The organism is Anoxybacillus sp. TBDG-1, assembly GCF_054815885.1.
Genome location: NZ_JBTZSY010000027.1, coordinates 1 through 14961 on the forward strand (window position 1 = coordinate 1; position 14961 = coordinate 14961).

At 41.7% G+C, this 14961-nt stretch carries 21 protein-coding genes; 20 read left to right on the forward strand and 1 reads right to left on the reverse strand.

What is annotated here, in order from left to right; translation table 11 throughout:
• Positions 1-59: 59 nt before the first annotated feature.
• The 4 genes from narJ (at position 60) to ACYQY7_RS09280 (ending at position 2018) form a co-directional block, all read left to right on the forward strand.
• Positions 60-611 carry a nitrate reductase molybdenum cofactor assembly chaperone gene (gene narJ, locus ACYQY7_RS09265; protein ID WP_461201764.1) on the forward strand — a complete coding sequence of 184 codons (552 nt, stop codon included), beginning with the start codon at positions 60-62 and terminating at the stop codon, positions 609-611.
• A complete protein-coding gene (gene narI / locus ACYQY7_RS09270) occupies positions 612-1295 on the forward strand; it encodes a respiratory nitrate reductase subunit gamma (RefSeq protein ID WP_461201765.1) in 684 nt (227 codons plus the stop codon).
• A 93-nt stretch (positions 1296-1388) separates the two neighbouring features.
• Positions 1389-1628, forward strand: coding sequence for a YqkC family protein (locus tag ACYQY7_RS09275; RefSeq protein ID WP_041638171.1), 240 nt, complete (start codon positions 1389-1391; stop codon positions 1626-1628).
• A 189-nt stretch (positions 1629-1817) separates the two neighbouring features.
• Entirely contained in the window at positions 1818-2018 is a 201-nt protein-coding gene (locus ACYQY7_RS09280) for a DUF3886 domain-containing protein (RefSeq protein ID WP_461201766.1), read from the forward strand.
• A gap of 18 nt (positions 2019-2036) precedes the next feature.
• On the opposite strand, the gene ACYQY7_RS09285 is transcribed toward ACYQY7_RS09280, so the two are convergent.
• Positions 2037-2951 (reverse strand): aldo/keto reductase, encoded by a 915-nt coding sequence (locus ACYQY7_RS09285; protein ID WP_461201767.1) that lies wholly within the window; start codon positions 2949-2951, stop codon positions 2037-2039.
• A gap of 98 nt (positions 2952-3049) precedes the next feature.
• Here ACYQY7_RS09285 and ACYQY7_RS09290 point away from each other — a divergent pair, with 98 nt between their 5' ends.
• From ACYQY7_RS09290 to spoVAD, 16 genes are all read left to right on the forward strand, one after another.
• Complete coding sequence (locus ACYQY7_RS09290) at positions 3050-3589, forward strand: NUDIX hydrolase (protein ID WP_461201768.1); 540 nt, start codon at positions 3050-3052, stop codon at positions 3587-3589.
• An 84-nt stretch (positions 3590-3673) separates the two neighbouring features.
• On the forward strand, positions 3674-4318 hold the full coding sequence (spoIIM, locus tag ACYQY7_RS09295) for a stage II sporulation protein M (RefSeq protein WP_461201769.1): 645 nt from the start codon (positions 3674-3676) through the stop codon (positions 4316-4318).
• 104 nt (positions 4319-4422) lie between these two features.
• Positions 4423-4875 carry a ferric iron uptake transcriptional regulator gene (gene fur, locus ACYQY7_RS09300; protein ID WP_461201770.1) on the forward strand — a complete coding sequence of 151 codons (453 nt, stop codon included), beginning with the start codon at positions 4423-4425 and terminating at the stop codon, positions 4873-4875.
• Positions 4876-4970: 95 nt separating this feature from the next.
• A complete protein-coding gene (locus ACYQY7_RS09305; RefSeq protein WP_461201771.1) occupies positions 4971-5183 on the forward strand; it encodes a YqzK family protein in 213 nt (70 codons plus the stop codon).
• A 7-nt stretch (positions 5184-5190) separates the two neighbouring features.
• Positions 5191-6087 (forward strand): site-specific tyrosine recombinase XerD, encoded by an 897-nt coding sequence (gene xerD, locus ACYQY7_RS09310; protein ID WP_461201772.1) that lies wholly within the window; start codon positions 5191-5193, stop codon positions 6085-6087.
• Between the two features lie 156 nt (positions 6088-6243).
• Positions 6244-7425 carry a phosphopentomutase gene (gene deoB / locus ACYQY7_RS09315; protein ID WP_461201773.1) on the forward strand — a complete coding sequence of 394 codons (1182 nt, stop codon included), beginning with the start codon at positions 6244-6246 and terminating at the stop codon, positions 7423-7425.
• 13 nt (positions 7426-7438) lie between these two features.
• Positions 7439-8263 (forward strand): purine-nucleoside phosphorylase, encoded by an 825-nt coding sequence (locus ACYQY7_RS09320; RefSeq protein ID WP_461201774.1) that lies wholly within the window; start codon positions 7439-7441, stop codon positions 8261-8263.
• A gap of 18 nt (positions 8264-8281) precedes the next feature.
• Positions 8282-9583, forward strand: a complete 1302-nt coding sequence (locus ACYQY7_RS09325) for a pyrimidine-nucleoside phosphorylase (RefSeq protein WP_461201775.1) — start codon at positions 8282-8284, stop codon at positions 9581-9583.
• An 89-nt stretch (positions 9584-9672) separates the two neighbouring features.
• Complete coding sequence (locus ACYQY7_RS09330) at positions 9673-10830, forward strand: D-alanyl-D-alanine carboxypeptidase family protein (protein WP_461201776.1); 1158 nt, start codon at positions 9673-9675, stop codon at positions 10828-10830.
• Between the two features lie 100 nt (positions 10831-10930).
• Positions 10931-11281 (forward strand): anti-sigma F factor antagonist, encoded by a 351-nt coding sequence (spoIIAA, locus tag ACYQY7_RS09335; RefSeq protein ID WP_021095893.1) that lies wholly within the window; start codon positions 10931-10933, stop codon positions 11279-11281.
• Positions 11282-11722, forward strand: a complete 441-nt coding sequence (gene spoIIAB, locus ACYQY7_RS09340) for an anti-sigma F factor (protein WP_035050092.1) — start codon at positions 11282-11284, stop codon at positions 11720-11722.
• 13 nt (positions 11723-11735) lie between these two features.
• Positions 11736-12473 (forward strand): RNA polymerase sporulation sigma factor SigF, encoded by a 738-nt coding sequence (gene sigF / locus ACYQY7_RS09345; protein ID WP_461201777.1) that lies wholly within the window; start codon positions 11736-11738, stop codon positions 12471-12473.
• An 82-nt stretch (positions 12474-12555) separates the two neighbouring features.
• Positions 12556-13176, forward strand: coding sequence for a stage V sporulation protein AA (locus tag ACYQY7_RS09350; protein ID WP_461201778.1), 621 nt, complete (start codon positions 12556-12558; stop codon positions 13174-13176).
• Positions 13166-13585, forward strand: coding sequence for a stage V sporulation protein AB (locus ACYQY7_RS09355; RefSeq protein WP_461201779.1), 420 nt, complete (start codon positions 13166-13168; stop codon positions 13583-13585). The genes ACYQY7_RS09350 and ACYQY7_RS09355 overlap by 11 nt, the downstream gene beginning before the upstream one ends.
• Before the next feature lie 10 nt (positions 13586-13595).
• Positions 13596-13940 carry a SpoVA/SpoVAEb family sporulation membrane protein gene (locus ACYQY7_RS09360; protein WP_461201780.1) on the forward strand — a complete coding sequence of 115 codons (345 nt, stop codon included), beginning with the start codon at positions 13596-13598 and terminating at the stop codon, positions 13938-13940.
• An 11-nt stretch (positions 13941-13951) separates the two neighbouring features.
• Positions 13952-14959, forward strand: coding sequence for a stage V sporulation protein AD (gene spoVAD, locus ACYQY7_RS09365; RefSeq protein ID WP_461201781.1), 1008 nt, complete (start codon positions 13952-13954; stop codon positions 14957-14959).
• Positions 14960-14961 lie beyond the last annotated feature (2 nt).

Here is a 14961-nt window from a genome sequence, read left to right on the forward strand (position 1 = left end):
TTTATAAATAATGAATAGATTATTTATAAAGTTTTGTAAGTTTTCTGTAACGGATTCAAATGGATTATGTTCACGTACAAACGGTGTTTGAAATCGTTTCGTATTTGTTATCGTATCCAGATCGGCAATGGCGTGATCAACTCGATGACTGTGCAACGTTTAGTCAACAAATTCCGCATCGTCCAATTGTTCAAAACATCCAAAAGTTTATCGATTATGTAAAACAAACGGATGAAACATCATGGATTGAAATGTATGTATATACGTTTGATTTTGGCAAAAAAACAAATTTATATGTCACATATATGAGTACAGGTGAGCAAAGAGAGCGCGGAATCGAGCTATTGCAATTGAAGCAACTATATAAATCGGCAGGGTTTGACATAACGGAGCGGGAATTGCCGGATTACTTGCCACTTATGCTTGAATTTGCGTCGCAAGCAGAGCATGTGTATGTTCAACCGCTCATGCAAAAATATTTCAATCATCTTTCTTACATTCGTGAACAGCTCATTGTAGCTGAAAGTTATTACGCCATTTTATTCGATGTGTTGCTCATGACGCTGGAAGAAATCGGTGTGCGTAAACTTGTGGAAGGGAGCGTGTCGTAATTGCTCGAACAATTTCTTTGGGGATACTTCCCTTACATCGTTTTGACGATTTTTATTGGCGGACATATTTATCGGTATCAGCACGATCAGTTTGGCTGGACGACAAAATCAAGCGAGTTTCTTGAAAAAAAATCGTTACGGCTCGGAAGTACTTTATTTCATTGGGGGATTATCTTCGTTTTTATCGGTCATGTGATGGGTATTCTTATTCCGAAATCGATCTATGATGCGGTTGGTATTTCTGAGCACACGTATCATACGATAGCGATTGCGTTCGGGCTTCCAGCAGGAATTGTTTCTATCGTCGGTTTAGCGATTCTCATTCAACGTCGTTTAACGATAAAGCGCATTCGTTTAACAAGCAGTAAAGCAGATTGGCTCGTTCTCATTTTGTTAGCAATTGTCATGTTAACAGGCTTTGCTGCAACGTCGTTGAACGTGAATGCTGACGGATTTGACTATCGAACAACGATCAGCCCTTGGTTTCGCACCGTTTTAACGTTTCGTGCCGATCCGACATATATGGAAAGTGTACCAATTTGGTTTAAAATGCATATCGTCTCCGCTTTATGTATTTTCGTTGTTTGGCCATTTACGCGGTTAGTTCATGTATTTAGTATGCCGTTTCGCTATTTGGGGCGCAGCTACGTCGTTTATCGTCGTCGGATGCCGAAGCAACAATGAAAGGGATCTCTTTTTCGAGATCTCTTTTCTTATTTTGCGATATTGAGTTAAAATGAGGGTGTATATGTAAATGACATAGAAAGAGTGATAGTTGTGAATGATCAAGTAAATCGTCTTCGAAAAATAGCAAAAGAAAAAACATGGGTGTCTTTTTTGTACAATAACCACCCATATAGTTTGCTTCATTGGTCTGTTGCAGGATTTTCAAATGATGAACGCGACGTTTGGTTACTGCAAGATGAAATGACATTTGAAACACAATCGTTTGTACAGTTAGATGAAGCACTTGCCTGGATTGAGCAACATATGCCACATATTACAGATATTTTGTAGGGGGACGAATCCCCCTTTCTATTGCGGAGAGTTTTGACGCTTTGTCGGATGAATCGCTTTTTCTAATTCTTCCTTTGCAATCACAGGACGAACGGGATCGGCTGTCGGCTTTCCTTTTTGGCTTTTATTTTTTGTCATGACAGTTCACTCCTTTATGTTTGTTCACAGTTAGTTTGAAAAAAGAAGGGGATGTTTATGCTAAAAGATCGACTAAATGAGCAACTGATCGAACAGTTAAAGCAAAAACAAAAGCAGCTGCAAGAAAAAGAACAAAAAAGAAGAGAAGAAGAGGAAGAGAAACGAAAAGAAGAGGCTCGCAAGCGCGAAAAAAACAAAACGTTTGCGGAGTGGTTAGAAGAAAGCGATTTAGATTGGCGAAAATTTAAATAACCGAGGTTCGAACCTCGGTTATCGATGAGCAGTAAAAATCGTTTGTTTTGTTAGTTGTTTTAATATAGCTATTTGCTCATCGTTTAACGTCACCGATTGGGCAGCGACGTTTTCGATGAGCTGTGTTAATCGGCTTGCGCCTGGAATGACCGTTGCAACCACATCATGAGCTAAACAAAAGCGAAGAGCAATCGCCGTTAGCGTTTCATTTGGAGCAACGGCTTTTAATTTAGGAATAAGTGTAACTAATTCAGCGAACGAATAATCGGCATAGCCGTTTTGTTTCGTTTCCTCGCTTGCTCGTTCAATGGGGCGTTCAGTTAATAATCCTTTCGCAAGCGGTCCGCGCGCAATGACGCTAATGTGATGTTGCTTTAAAAGCGGAAACCATTCTTCAGCGCGGCGATCGAGCAAACTATACGGCATCATTACAGAAACGATGCGCGAGCGTTTGACGTATTCGCGAATGACATTTGGACGCATAGAGGAGATGCCGTAATAACGGATAACGCCTTCTTGTTGCAACTCTTCAAACGCCTCAATTGTTTCATCGATCGGATCATCAATCGTTCCGCCGTGTAATTGATATACATCAATATAATCGGTTTGTAACCGTCGTAAGCTATGTTTCACAGCTTCTTTGATGTATGCTTTTGACGGATCCCATGTCCAACCGTCTCCTTTTTCCGTCCAACGATTCCCTACTTTCGTTGCAACGATGACATCGTGTCGCTTGTTTTTTAATGCTTTACCAACGATTTCTTCATTTAAGCCACGATCATATAAATCGGCTGTATCAAAGTAGTTCACTCCTTTGTCTATCGCTTCATGGATGATGCGAATCGCATCGCTTTCCGACGTACCAAGCGACATGCAGCCAAACCCAATTTCGCTCACGTATAAGTTTGAATGTCCGAGTTTTCGTTTCTTCATGTGACCACCTCTTTTTCCTCATTATATCGAATAAGTTTCCCATTTGTCTTTAAGTATGTAGTACAATCAATGTGAGACGATAAAATGGTGGTGAAACAATGGATCATTTATATGAAAAAACGATCAGTAAGCAACGCATTTTTTCGGGAAAAGTGATTGATGTATATGTTGAAGATGTGTTGTTGCCAAACGGAGAAACGAGCAAGCGAGAAGTTGTAAAACATCCTGGGGCAGTTGCGGTACTTGCGATCACGGAAGAAAATAAAATCGTGCTTGTTCGTCAATATCGGAAAGCGTTAGAGCGAGTGCTTGTTGAAATTCCAGCAGGAAAGCTTGAAAAAGGGGAAGCACCGCTTGAAACAGCGAAACGTGAACTCGAGGAAGAAACGGGATACGTATGCGAGAACATGGAGCCGCTTCACTCTTTTTACACGTCACCGGGTTTTGCGGATGAATTAGTACATATATTTCTTGCGAAAGGACTAACGAAAAAAAGCGAAAAGCAAATGCTTGATGATGACGAGTTTGTCGACGTGCTTGAAGTGACGTTAGAAGAAGCGCTCAACATGGTTAAAGAAGGGCAAATTTACGATGCAAAAACGATTTATGCGATTTTATATTGGCAATTGTATGCGTAAAAGCGGTCTGTGTGACCGCTTTTTGTCATATTGCGCCCCTTTTCCCATACAATGTAGTAACAGAACGTGTAGGGGGATGGAGCGATGAGAAAGCGATCATGGATGACAGCATGGGGACAACACGTGCAAGAGCATTACACGACATATGTATTTACCATCGTTCTTTTTGTGATGGGCATTATTTTTGGCGCGATTGTCGTCAATAGCTTAAGTTTTAGTCAAAAAGAAGACTTATATTATTATTTAACGAATTTTTTTGGACAAGTTTCTTCAGGAAATATCGCAAGCCCACATGATGTGTGGAAAGAAAGTTTTTTACAAAATTTAAAATATATTGGTTTAATGTGGATTTTAGCAATGTCACTCGTTGGATTGCCACTTATTTTAATTTTATTATTTTTAAAAGGACTCGTTGTCGGTTTTACCGTTGGCTTTCTTGTTAATCAAATGGGGTGGAACGGATTTTTGTTAGCTTTCGTATCTGTCGTCCCACAAAATATTATTCTCGTTCCAATTTTTATTATGATGGCAGCTGTATCCATTTCGTTTTCATTAAAAATGATTCGTCATCAATTTGTGAAACGAACGCACGAACCGATTTTTCGTGCCATGCTTCGTTATACGTTTGTCATGTTGTCGTTTAGTATCGCTTTAGCGTTTGCATCTTCACTTGAAGCATACGTATCCCCGTTACTTATGAAAGAGGTTGTTGAATTAATAGAAAAATAATTATTATTTAATAATCATTTTATTTATTAGTTTATAATCATTTTATTTTGACACGTTCCTTTCTTTTGTTATAATGAGAATGAGTAACGAGGGAGGGAATAACAATGGAAGGTCGCCTTGAACGAATTAAAAAACAATTGCATGCAGCAAGCTATAAATTAACGCCGCAACGGGAAGCGACAGTACGTGTGTTGCTTGAACATGAAGAAGATCATTTAAGCGCGGAAGATGTGTACCTCCTCGTGAAAGAAAAAGCACCTGAAATTGGGTTAGCTACAGTATATCGCACGTTGGAGTTATTAACAGAATTAAAAATTGTCGATAAAATTAACTTCGGGGATGGCGTTTCCCGCTACGATCTTCGTAAAGAAGGTGCGGCGCATTTTCACCATCATTTAGTGTGTATTGAATGTGGGGCGGTCGATGAAATTCAAGAAGATTTATTAGAAGATGTTGAGGCAATTGTAGAACGAGATTGGAATTTTAAAATTAAAGATCATCGTTTAACATTTCACGGCATTTGTCATCGTTGTCAAGACAAGCATGAACAACAGTAAACCTTTTCGTCTATGAAAAGGTTTTTTCATTTGTGTATAAAATGCAATGAAACGGGCATATCCTCTTACTATATGACAGTTGACGGAGGTATGCCATGAGAAGAATGTTGGACGTGTTAAAGGTGTTTCTTTTGTTTACGGGATGTACGATTTTATTTTATTATAGTATTGTATGGATGAGTGAGGAATATAACTATTACCGTCGTTACGATGAGCCGATGGGATCAGCTATAAAAGTTTCAACGGGAGAGCGTCTACAAATACATTGGCTCGATCGGCTATTGCTTTTCTATCAAAACGGGGAGTAGGATGCATGTGGAAGATCAAGTAAAAGATTTTATTCATTATTTAATTGTTGAGCGAAACTTGGCTCATAACACGATCGTATCGTACGAACGTGATTTAAAAAAATATGTCCAATATTTACAAAAAGTCGAACAACTATGTCGTTGGAATGATGTCGCCCGTTTTCATATTATGCAATTTTTAAAGTTTTTAAAAGAAAAAGGAAGTTCGCCGAAAACGATCGCGCGCCATTTAGCGTCAGTTCGATCGTTTCATCAATTTTTATTGCGTGAAAAAGCGGTTAATCAAGATCCGACTGTTCATATTGAAACACCGCAACTGCCAAGAAAATTGCCGAATGTGTTGTCGATGGCGGAAGTCGAGGCTTTACTCGAAGCACCGAAGCAAAACACACCGTTTAGCATTCGGGATAAGGCGATGTTAGAATTGTTATATGCGACAGGTATTCGGGTGAGCGAGCTCATTCAATTAAACGTATTTGACGTTCATTTGACGATGGGATTCATTCGTTGTTACGGAAAGGGAAGGAAAGAACGGATCGTCCCGATTGGAAAAATGGCGACAGACGCGTTAAAACGATATATAGAGCAGGGTCGACCAGAGCTGTTACGAAGAAAAAAAGGAACGACAGATGCGCTGTTTTTAAATCATCACGGTGAACGGTTAACGAGACAAGGGTGCTGGAAAATTTTAAAAAGACTCGCCAAAGAAGCAAACATTCAAAAACAATTAACCCCTCATACGTTGCGTCACTCGTTTGCGACGCATTTATTGGAAAATGGGGCAGATTTACGGGCCGTCCAAGAAATGCTCGGACATGCTGATATTTCGACGACGCAAATTTATACGCACGTAACAAAAACACGATTAAAAGATGTGTACAAGCAATTTCATCCGCGTGCATGACTGTGACGATGATTTGTCACAGTTTTTTTGTTGCAATTCATTATGAAAACGTTTTATAATTTAGTTGTCAGACTTCTGACAAATATGAACGATGCGTGATTTTGCTTTGTAGTGGGTATGCTATGAAGCGAATGAAGCGAATAAGGGGGTAAAAAGGTGAATCCTACATATAAACGTGTATTTTTGATTGTAATGGACTCGGTCGGAATTGGCGAAGCGCCAGATGCCGAAAAATATAACGATAAAGGTGCGGATACGCTTGGGCATATTGCCGAACATCGCGGAGGCTTGCATATGCCGAACATGGCAAAGCTAGGTTTGAGCAATATTCGTGAAATTAAAGGTGTTCCAAAAGCGGAAAAACCACTTGCGTATTTCACGAAAATGCAAGAAGCGTCTGCTGGGAAAGATACGATGACAGGACATTGGGAGTTAATGGGGCTTCGCATTGATACACCGTTTCAAGTGTTTCCAGACGGATTCCCGAAAGAGTTAATTGAGGAGTTAGAGAAACGCACAGGAAGAAAAGTGATCGGAAATAAACCTGCAAGCGGCACAGCGATTATTGATGAACTTGGTCTTGAACATATGGAAACAGGTGCACTTATTGTGTATACATCAGCCGATTCCGTATTGCAAATTGCTGCGCATGAAGAAGTCATTCCGTTAGAAGAACTATATCGCATTTGTAAAATTGCACGTGAGCTAACGCTTGATGAAAAATATATGGTCGGTCGCGTCATTGCTCGACCATTCATCGGCACACCGGGCAACTTCCAACGGACCGCGAATCGTCATGATTATGCGTTAAAGCCGTTTGGACGGACGGTTATGAACGAGCTGCAAGATGCTGGATACGAAGTAATCGCGATCGGAAAAATTGCTGACATTTACGATAACGAAGGTGTGACACAAACGTTGCGCACAAAATCGAACATGGACGGCATGGACAAATTAGTCGATACGCTACACATGGATTTTACAGGATTAAGTTTCGTAAATCTTGTTGATTTTGATGCATTATACGGTCATCGCCGCGATCCAAAAGGATATGGCGATGCGTTAGAACAATTTGATGCACGTCTGCCAGAAGTGTTTGAACGTTTAAAAGATGACGATTTATTAATTATTACAGCCGATCATGGAAACGACCCTGTTCATCACGGAACCGACCATACGCGCGAATATGTACCACTTCTCGTCTATAGCCCAAGCATGAACGGAGGAGAACAACTTCCATTGCGTGAAACGTTTGCAGACGTTGGTGCAACGATTGCAGAAAACTTCGGTGTGGCGATGCCGAAATACGGAACAAGCTTTTTACATGAGTTGAAATAAGGAGCGTGAAAGTATGAATCGAGCAGCCATTGAGCAAGCGGCGCAATTTTTAAAAGAAAAGTTTCCAACTTCACCGCAAATCGGCTTAATTCTTGGCTCTGGTTTAGGTGTGTTGGCAGATGAAATTGAACAAGCCATTAAAATTCCATACAGCGACATTCCAAATTTCCCTGTATCGACAGTTGAAGGGCACGCCGGTCAGCTTGTATACGGCCAGTTAGAAGGGGCGACAGTTGTCGTTATGCAAGGTCGTTTCCATTATTATGAAGGATACAGCTTCGATAAAGTAACGTTCCCTGTACGTGTGATGAAAGCGCTCGGTGTGGGGCAGCTTATTGTCACAAATGCAGCAGGCGGTGTGAATGAATCGTTCGAACCAGGAGATTTAATGATTATTTCAGACCATATTAATAATATGGGTGGCAATCCGCTTATCGGTCCGAATGATTCTGCACTTGGTGTGCGCTTCCCAGACATGTCGGAAGCATATAGCAAACGGCTTCGCCAACTCGCGAAAGATGTTGCCAACGAAATTGGTTTACGCGTGCGTGAAGGGGTATATGTCGCCAATACAGGTCCAGCATACGAAACACCAGCAGAAATTCGTATGATTCGCGTGATGGGCGGCGATGCAGTCGGTATGTCCACTGTTCCTGAAGTGATTGTTGCTCGTCATGCTGGCATAGAAGTGCTCGGTATTTCGTGCATTTCCAATATGGCTGCCGGTATTTTAGATCAGCCGCTGACACATGATGAAGTGATTGAAACGACAGAAAAAGTAAAAGTGGACTTTTTACAATTTGTAAAAGCGATCGTGCGCAATATGGCGAAAAAATAAACGAGAAGGTGAATGACGATGAGAATGGTCGATTTAATTGAGAAAAAACGTGACGGCCACGCATTAACGAAAGAAGAAATTCATTTTATTATTGAGGGTTATACAAAAGGCGACATTCCAGACTATCAAATGAGCGCGTTAGCGATGGCGATTTTCTTTCGCGGCATGAACGAAGAAGAAACAGCGGAATTGACGATGGCGATGGTGCATTCGGGCGATACGATTGATCTTTCAAAAATTGAAGGAGTAAAAGTGGATAAACATTCAACAGGCGGGGTAGGCGATACAACAACGTTAGTGCTCGGGCCTCTTGTTGCCTCCGTTGGTGTACCGGTTGCGAAAATGTCTGGGCGCGGACTTGGGCATACAGGGGGAACAATTGATAAATTAGAATCTGTGCCAGGATTTCACGTTGAAATTAGCAACGACGAATTTATTAAACTTGTCAATAAAAATAAAATTGCCGTTGTTGGTCAGTCTGGGAACTTAACGCCAGCTGATAAAAAACTGTATGCACTTCGCGATGTGACGGCAACGGTCAACAGCATTCCGTTAATTGCTTCATCGATTATGAGCAAAAAAATTGCCGCAGGGGCAGATGCGATCGTGTTAGACGTAAAAACAGGTGCGGGCGCGTTTATGAAAGATTTAAACGATGCGAAAGCGTTAGCAAGAGCGATGGTTGATATCGGAAACCGCGTCGGACGGAAAACGATGGCAATTATTTCTGATATGAGTCAACCGCTCGGATACGCAATCGGAAATGCGCTTGAAGTGAAAGAAGCGATCGATACGTTAAAAGGTGAAGGTCCAGAAGACTTACAAGAGCTTTGCTTAGTGCTTGGAAGCCACATGGTATATTTAGCTAAAAAAGCATCTTCGCTTGAAGAAGCTCGCCATATGTTAGAGGAAGCAATGAAAGACGGCTCTGCGCTTGAGACGTTTAAAACGTTTTTAGCTGCGCAAGGTGGCGATGCGTCTGTTGTCGATGATCCGAGCAAATTGCCACAAGCAAAATATGTCATTGAACTTGAAGCAAAAGAAGATGGATACGTATCAGAAATTGTCGCGGATGCGGTCGGAACAGCAGCGATGTGGCTCGGTGCCGGACGCGCGACGAAAGAATCGACAATTGATTTAGCCGTCGGTTTAGTGCTTCGGAAAAAAGTTGGTGATGCGGTGAAAAAAGGGGAATCGCTCGTTACGATTTATAGCAACCGCGAACAAATTGATGATGTAAAACAAAAACTATATGAAAACATTCGTATTTCAGCAACACCTGTTCAAGCGCCGACGTTAATTTACGATAAAATTTCGTAACCTGAAGGATCCATTCCTTCAGGTTTTTTATGTATATAAAAAATAAAAAATGGAAAAGATGGCAAGTATAAAGAAATGGAGGGTTGGAGATGAAGCGATTTTTTTATGTACTTGCCATCGCGTTATTATTTATTCCGATCGTATCCGTGCATGCGGAACAACCGAAAGTTGAATTAGCAACTGAAGCGCGATCTGCTATTTTAATTGAACGCGATACAGGGGCGATTTTGTATGAAAAAAATGCCCATGAGCCGCTTCCACCTGCGAGCATGACAAAAATTATGACGATGCTTCTCGTTATGGAAGCGATTGATCAAGGAAAGTTGAAGTTAGATGAACGGGTACGTGCGAGTGAATATGCCGCATCGATGGGCGGGTCGCAAATTTTTCTTGAACCAGGAGAAGAAATGACAGTTGACGATTTACTAAAAGGTGTTGCGATCGGATCAGGGAATGATGCCTCCGTGGCATTAGCAGAACGAATTGCAGGATCAGAAGAAGCGTTCGTCCATATGATGAACGAAAAAGCAAGACAGCTTGGACTCAAGCATACGGCATTCGAAAATACGACAGGTTTACCAGCGAGAAATCATTATAGCACTGCATATGATATGGCGGTGATGGCAAAAGAGCTACTAAAATACGATTTAATTACAAAATATACAGGCATGTATGAAGACTATTTACGAGAACATACACATAAAAAATTTTGGCTCGTCAATACAAATCGGCTTGTGAAATTTTATCCCGGCGTGGACGGATTAAAAACAGGCTATACGAGCGAAGCAAAATACTGTTTAACAGCGACGGCGAAAAAAGGGAATATGCGGGTTATTGCTGTCGTGTTTGGAGCGCCAACGCCAAAGGCGAGAAACGCACAAATTACAAAAATGTTAGATTATGCATTTAGTCATTACGAAACGAAGCCGCTTTATAAAAAAGGTGAAACAATTGCAATGCTTCCTGTCAGCAAAGGAAAGAAAAAGGCAGTCGCTGCCGTGACATCTGAACCGATTTCTGTCCTATTGAAGAAAGGAGAAAAATCTGAAGCAGTACAAACGAAATGGAAACTAAATGAGAAAGTGAAAGCTCCCGTGAAAAAAGGAGATGTGCTCGGTACGCTCGTTATAAAAAAAGATGGAGCGGTTATCGCGAAAAGTCCTTTAGTAGCGAAAGAGACAGTAGAAGAAGCAAATATGTGGGAATTGTTTAAACGAATGTTTCGCTCGTTCTCACGCACATCTTGACGAAACGAGACGAATGGCGACTAGTTTTGTCGGGAAGAAGGATTGACGCATAAACAAATCGAATTCTTCCTTAACCTAAACGGATAAGGAGGAAATGATTGTGAGTTTATCGATTCAGTTGGAAGTGAAACAACACGTATTGCTCGTGCGATTAGCTGGCGAGCTAGATCATCACACGGCGGAACAGTTGCGCGCAGAAATGACGGATGTATTAGAGCGAGAGCGAATAAAAGCGATCGTTTTAAACTTAAATGAGCTAACGTTTATGGATAGTTCAGGATTAGGTGTCATTTTAGGAAGATATAAGCAAATTCAACGCATGGGTGGAGAGATGGTCGTCTGCTCCGTTTCTCCGTCAATTAAGCGTTTGTTTGATATGTCAGGGTTGTTTAAAATCATTCGTTTAGAAGTAAATGAACAATATGCATTACAAACGTTGGGGGTGGCGTAAATGAGAAATGAAATGCACCTTCAATTTTCCGCCCTCAGCCAAAATGAATCGTTTGCCCGCGTGACAGTTGCAGCGTTTGTTGCACAACTCGATCCGACGCTCGATGAGCTCACGGAAATTAAAACGGTCGTATCCGAAGCTGTAACGAATGCGATTATTCATGGCTATGAAAATGATCCAAACGGCGTCGTCTATATTTCTGTCATTATTGAAGGGCATACGGTCCATTTAACGATCCGCGATCATGGAAAAGGGATCGAAAACGTGGAGGAAGCTCGACAGCCGTTATTTACGACGAAGCCAGAGCTCGAGCGTTCCGGTATGGGATTTACGATTATGGAAAACTTTATGGATGAAGTAAACATTTACTCAAAAGTGAATGAAGGAACGACTGTGGAGTTGATTAAGCATCTAACGAAAAGTAAAGCGCTATGTAATTAAGGGAGACGTGCCTATGGATGTCGAGGTACAAGCTGTCAAAGACCATGAAATGAAAGAGTTGATTCGGAGGAGCCAGCAAGGTGATCAGCAGGCGCGCGATGAGATGATCGAAAAAAACATGCGGCTTGTCTGGTCGGTTGTGCAGCGGTTTTTAAACCGCGGATATGAGCCTGAAGATTTGTTTCAAATCGGTTGTATCGGTTTAATGAAGTCGGTCGATAAGTTTGATTTATCTTACGATGTCAAGTTTTCAACGTATGCGGTACCGATGATTCTTGGGGAAATTCAACGATTCATTCGCGATGACGGATCGGTAAAAGTGAGTCGTTCACTAAAAGAAATTGGCAATAAAATTAGAAAAGCAAAAGACGAATTAGCGAAACAAAACGGTCGCGTTCCAACGGTGAATGAAATCGCACAGTTTTTGCAAATTTCACCGGAGGATGTTGTACTAGCCCAAGAAGCGGTTCGTTCACCGACGTCCATTCATGAAACGGTATATGAAAACGATGGGGATCCGATTACGCTGCTCGATCAAATTGCAGACGAGCAAGACGTTTGGTTTGACAAAATTGCGTTAAAAAAGGCAATGGAAGAGCTAGATGAACGGGAACGGCTCATCGTTTATTTGCGTTATTATAAAGATCAAACACAATCAGAAGTGGCAGCTAGATTAGGCATCTCTCAAGTGCAAGTGTCTCGTTTAGAGAAAAAAATATTGCAACAAATGAAAGCCCGAATGGATGAATAAGTCTGTTCGGGCTTTTCTTATGCATATAGAGAACGGTCATATGTCATACTACGAATACAATGATGGAAGCAAGGTGTCGATAATGAAAGAAACCATTTTTTTTAAAATGCGTCATCGTATACAAGTGCAACCGAATGCAACGATTCGAGTAGGGGATGTGGCGCAAGTCGTCGCCAACAAACGAATCGACGAAATTGTGCAAACCCCGGTTTATACCGTACAAAAAAAAGATCGAAACATTGTTATTATTGATGTGATGCATGTGATGAAAGCATTAATGGCCGTTGCGCCACATGATGATATTCAATCACTCGGACCATCGCAAACAATCGTTGAAGTCGTTTATGAAAAAAAAAGATGGGGGTATTTGTACGTTCCAATCGTCTGGCTTCTTTTATTTATCGGATCGGGGCTTGCGATTATGAACTTTCATGAAGATGTAAGCATGCAGCAAGTACAGCAACGGTTATATCGGGTCATTACAGGAAAGGACGTAGAAAAACCATTATGGTTTCAAATTCCGTATTCACTTGGGCTTGGTATTGGCATGATTTTGTTCTTTAACCATTTCTTTAAAAAACGCATTAACGAAGAGCCGAGCCCACTTGAAGTTGAAATGTTTCAGTATCAACAGTCGCTCGATCAATATGTCATTATGCATGAAAATAAAGAAGCAATGAGGCGAATAGACGATGATTCGTGAATTCGTTGTGGCATTTGTCGGATTGGCGGGAGGATTAGCTGTCGGCTCAGGCTTTGTCGCATTTTTAACTGTGCTTGGCGTCATTCCGCGCTTAACGCAGCTCACAAAAACGATGAAATGGATCGCGACGTATGAATGGGGAGTTGTACTCGGTGCGGTCGTAAGCAGTTGGGTGAGCTTGCGCGATCCTCTTTTTTCTTTTCCACCTATTTTGGCAAGCGGTATTGGGCTGTTTAGCGGTGTATTTGTCGGCATGCTTGCCGCAGCATTAACGGAAGTATTAAATGTTTTCCCGATTTTAGCTAAACGGCTCGGCATTGATGAACAAATTGTCGTTTTACTTATGGCAATGGTGTTTGGCAAAGTAGCAGGTTCTTTGTTTCATTGGATATATTTCGTAAATCGATAGGAGGAAACAGATGGGAAAAGCATTTTTGTTCGGAGGACTCATTGCGGTAGTTGGACAAGCGCTTCATGATATGTACAGCATATGGTTTCATATGAATGAAGCAGAAGCAATTCGCTGGATGAACGGTACATTTATAGTATGTGCTGCAATATTTACACCGACCCGATTGTATCGCCGATTGACGCAATTTGCAGGGGCGGGAATGATCGTGCCGATGATGAGTTTAGCAAACATATGGAGTGCTAGTGCCCTTGAGTATCGCAATGAAGGAGCAACAGAGCATATGCTTTCTGTTGGAGGGAGCATCATTGTCACGCTAATTGTAGCATCATATGTTGCAGCATTGTTTTTATGAGGGGGACTTAGATGAAAAAAGTAGGAGCACAAACGATTGTGTTTGATAAAAACATTTATATTGAATCAGTTGGCACTGTCGTCGGACCAAAAGAGGGTGAAGGTCCGCTCGGTTCATCATTTGATCGCGCATACGATGATTTATATTGTGGTGAACAAAGCTGGGAGCTAGCTGAACGTCGGCTTATGAAAGAAGCGGTTACATTTTGTTTAACGAAAGGAAACGTACAAACGAAAAATGTTGATTTATTTATCGCAGGGGATTTACTGAATCAAACGGTCACTGCAAATTATGTTGCAAGTGAATTAGACCTTCCCTTTTTAGGCGTATTTAGCGCTTGCTCAACGATTACGGAAGCGATGCTTGTAGCTAGCACGTTTATTGACGGTGCATTTGCCCATCGTGTATTAGTTGCAACAAGCAGTCACTACGGTGCGGCTGAACGCCAGTTTCGTTTCCCGACGACAATCGGTGTTCAAAAAGGGGAAAGTGCATCGTGGACTGTGACAGGGGGAGCGGCAGCACTACTAAGTACGATACGTTCCCCTTTTCGCATTCGCGCCGCAACGATCGGACGGGTCATTGATAGCGGGGTGACCGATCCACTCGATATGGGACGAGCGATGGCACCGGCGGCGTTTGCAACGATTAGACAACATTTGACGGACTGTGAGCTTTCGTTTGAAGCGTATGATGTTATTGTCACAGGAGATTTAGGAAAAGTCGGAAGCAGCGAACTCAAGTCGTTATGTCATGATGCCAACATGAATATAAGCGAGCGATATAACGATTGCGGCGTGCTCATTTACGATGCAGAACAACAAGCATTTGCAGGCGGGAGTGGATGTGCATGTTGTGCCGTTGTGACGTATAGTTATTTTTTTGAGAAAATGAGAGAGAAAAAAATAAAGACGATGCTCGTTGTGGCGACAGGAGCGTTATTTAATAGTACAATGGTGAAACAAAACCAAAGCATTCCAGCGATCGCTCATGCGATTGCAATCGAAGCGGTGACGTAAGG